Origin of the sequence: Pseudomonas sp. (assembly GCF_030696055.1) — a bacterium.
In the GTDB taxonomy this organism is placed as follows: domain Bacteria; phylum Pseudomonadota; class Gammaproteobacteria; order Pseudomonadales; family Pseudomonadaceae; genus Aquipseudomonas.
Genome location: NZ_JAUYNP010000138.1, coordinates 1 through 2574, shown reverse-complemented (window position 1 = coordinate 2574; position 2574 = coordinate 1). Strand labels below are relative to the sequence as shown.

The 2574-nt window shown below is 57.8% G+C and carries 3 protein-coding genes and 1 pseudogene; all 4 read left to right on the top strand.

From position 1 onward, the window contains the following. Positions 1–422, top strand: a pseudogene (locus Q8Q83_RS08160) (isocitrate lyase); the annotation flags it as partial. Positions 423–965: 543 nt separating this feature from the next. Further along, on the top strand, positions 966–1379 hold the full coding sequence (locus Q8Q83_RS08155; RefSeq protein WP_305622722.1) for an NADH-quinone oxidoreductase subunit A: 414 nt from the start codon (positions 966–968) through the stop codon (positions 1377–1379). A gap of 10 nt (positions 1380–1389) precedes the next feature. Then, on the top strand, positions 1390–2067 hold the full coding sequence (locus Q8Q83_RS08150; protein WP_305622720.1) for an NADH-quinone oxidoreductase subunit B family protein: 678 nt from the start codon (positions 1390–1392) through the stop codon (positions 2065–2067). A 57-nt stretch (positions 2068–2124) separates the two neighbouring features. Beyond that, on the top strand, positions 2125–2574 hold a 450-nt coding region (locus tag Q8Q83_RS08145), incomplete at its 3' end, for an NADH-quinone oxidoreductase subunit C (RefSeq protein WP_305622719.1).

Sequence of the window (2574 nt, the reverse complement as noted above, 5' to 3'; positions counted from 1 at the left end):
GTCAGCAGATGTTCGACATCATGGTCGGCGAAGGCAAAGACGTTTCCGCCTACGACCGCGCCAAGCTGATGAGCGTCGAGTACGACACCACTGACCTGGCTGTCCGCGCCGACGAAATGATCCGCACCTTCCAACGCGACGGCTCGGCTCAGGCTGGTATCTTCCACCACCTGATCACCCTGCCGACCTACCACACCGCCGCGCTGTCCACCGACAACCTAGCCAAAGGGTACTTCGCCGACCAAGGCATGCTGGCCTACGTCAAAGGTGTGCAGCGTGAAGAGCTGCGTCAGGGCATCGCCTGCGTACGTCACCAGAACATGGCTGGCTCCGACATCGGCGACAACCATAAAGAGTACTTCGCTGGCGAAGCCGCTCTGAAAGCCAGCGGCAAAGACAACACCATGAACCAGTTCCACTAAGAACAGGTCCATTCGACCGAGGCCACGATCCAAGGTTGAATGTGTTGCCAAACAGACCCCAGCAGCGATGCTGGGGTTTGTTTTTTGCGCGGCAAAATTGCCACAGAACGGTGCACCAGATTCCGCCGAACGAGCCGACAAACCTGCACACAACCTGCCCTTAGCCTCTCAGCAGTCGATCTCGCTCAGATCGCGTGAGTCTTGGCCCGGCCAAGCGACAAATTTTTCTTGCCCCTTATCGAGCCATAATTCGCGCCTCGTCAACAATTACCGGCAGATATCCTTCAGAACAGCGTCACTGTGCGACAGATATACGTCACCCTGAGCGCCGCACTAAGCCTCTAGCGCAATTCCGGGCAAAACCTGACCGACACAACAGCCCCGCGCGCCTACGCCTGCACGGCAGTCCGTTGATTTTTTTATTCAGAAAAATTTACTTAGCGCACCCTGCGCGCATAGAATTGCGCCCATACTTTGCAGGGCAATCCAAACCGGGTTGTAACCTCCACATAAAAAGCCGTCCTTTAATCAAAGAGAACCGGCATGCCTGATTCGGTAACGACCATGTCCCACAACTGGGCTTTTGCCATTTTCCTGCTCGGCGTCTTTGGGCTAATCGCTTTTATGCTTGGTGTTTCCAGCCTGCTCGGTAGCCGAGCCTGGGGCCGCAGCAAGAACGAGCCTTTCGAATCCGGCATGCTCCCCACCGGCAGCGCCCGTCTACGCCTCTCGGCAAAATTCTATCTGTTCGCGATGCTCTTCGTGATCTTCGACGTTGAAGCCCTCTTTCTCTTCGCTTGGTCCGTGTCTGTTCGCGAAAGCGGCTGGGCCGGTTTGATCGAAGCTGCAGTTTTTATAGCAATTCTGTTGGCAGGTCTTGTCTATCTTTGGCGTATCGGCGCGCTCGACTGGGCTCCCGAAGGTCGTCGCAATCGGCAGGCGAAGCTAAAACAATGAGGCTTTGGCAATGCAATACAAACTTACTCGGATCGATCCGGATGCGCCTAATGAGCAGTATCCGGTCGGCGAGCGGGAGACTGTCTCCGACCCGCTACTAGAGGATCAGGTCCACAAGAACATCTATATGGGCAAGCTCGAAGATGTTCTCAACGGTGCGGTGAACTGGGGTCGCAAGAACTCCCTGTGGCCGTACAACTTTGGCCTGTCTTGCTGCTACGTGGAAATGACCACCGCCTTCACCGCGCCGCATGACGTCGCGCGTTTTGGCGCGGAAGTCATTCGTGCGTCGCCGCGCCAAGCCGACTTTATGGTCATCGCCGGTACCTGCTTTATCAAGATGGCGCCGATCATTCAGCGCCTGTACGAGCAGATGCTGGAACCCAAGTGGGTCATTTCCATGGGTTCCTGCGCCAACTCCGGCGGCATGTACGACATCTACTCGGTGGTACAGGGGGTCGACAAGTTTCTGCCGGTCGACGTCTACATTCCCGGCTGCCCGCCTCGCCCCGAAGCGTTTCTGCAAGGTTTGATGCTGTTGCAGGAATCCATCGGCCAGGAGCGGCGTCCGCTATCCTGGGTGGTTGGCGACCAAGGTGTATACCGTGCCGACATGCCTTCGCAGAAAGAACAGCGCCGCGAACAGCGCATAGCTGTCACCAACCTGCGCAGCCCCGACGAAGTGTGAGCCTGGGCTCCTGTGGAGCCCGCCTACTGACGCCGTTGACCGATAGCGACCGAGACCATGACTGCAGACAGCATTCTGTCCATACCGCCGTACAAGGCTGACGACCAAGATGTGGTCGTCGAACTGAATTCCCGTTTTGGTGCCGAGACCTTTACCGTCCAGAGCACCCGTACCGGCATGCCGGTGCTGTGGGTTGCCCGCGACCGCCTGATCAATGTTCTGACCTTCCTGCGCAACCTGCCGCGCCCCTACGTCATGCTGTATGACCTGCATGGCGTCGACGAGCGCCTGCGCACCCAGCGCCGCGGCCTACCGGGCGCCGACTTCACGGTGTTCTACCACCTGATGTCGCTGGAACGTAACAGCGACATCATGATCAAGGTGCCCTTGTCCGAACGCGACCTCAACGTACCGAGCGTCACCAGCATCTGGCCCAACGCCAACTGGTACGAACGCGAAGTCTGGGATCTCTACGGCATCACCTTTACCGGTCACCCGCACCTGACC

What these genes read in the sequence shown, in the direction of transcription:
- Q8Q83_RS08155 (WP_305622722.1), top strand. Translation starts at nt 966, where the DNA reads ATGCCTGATTCGGTAACGACCATGTCCCACAACTGGGCTTTTGCCATT.
- Q8Q83_RS08150 (WP_305622720.1), top strand. Translation starts at nt 1,390, where the DNA reads ATGCAATACAAACTTACTCGGATCGATCCGGATGCGCCTAATGAGCAG.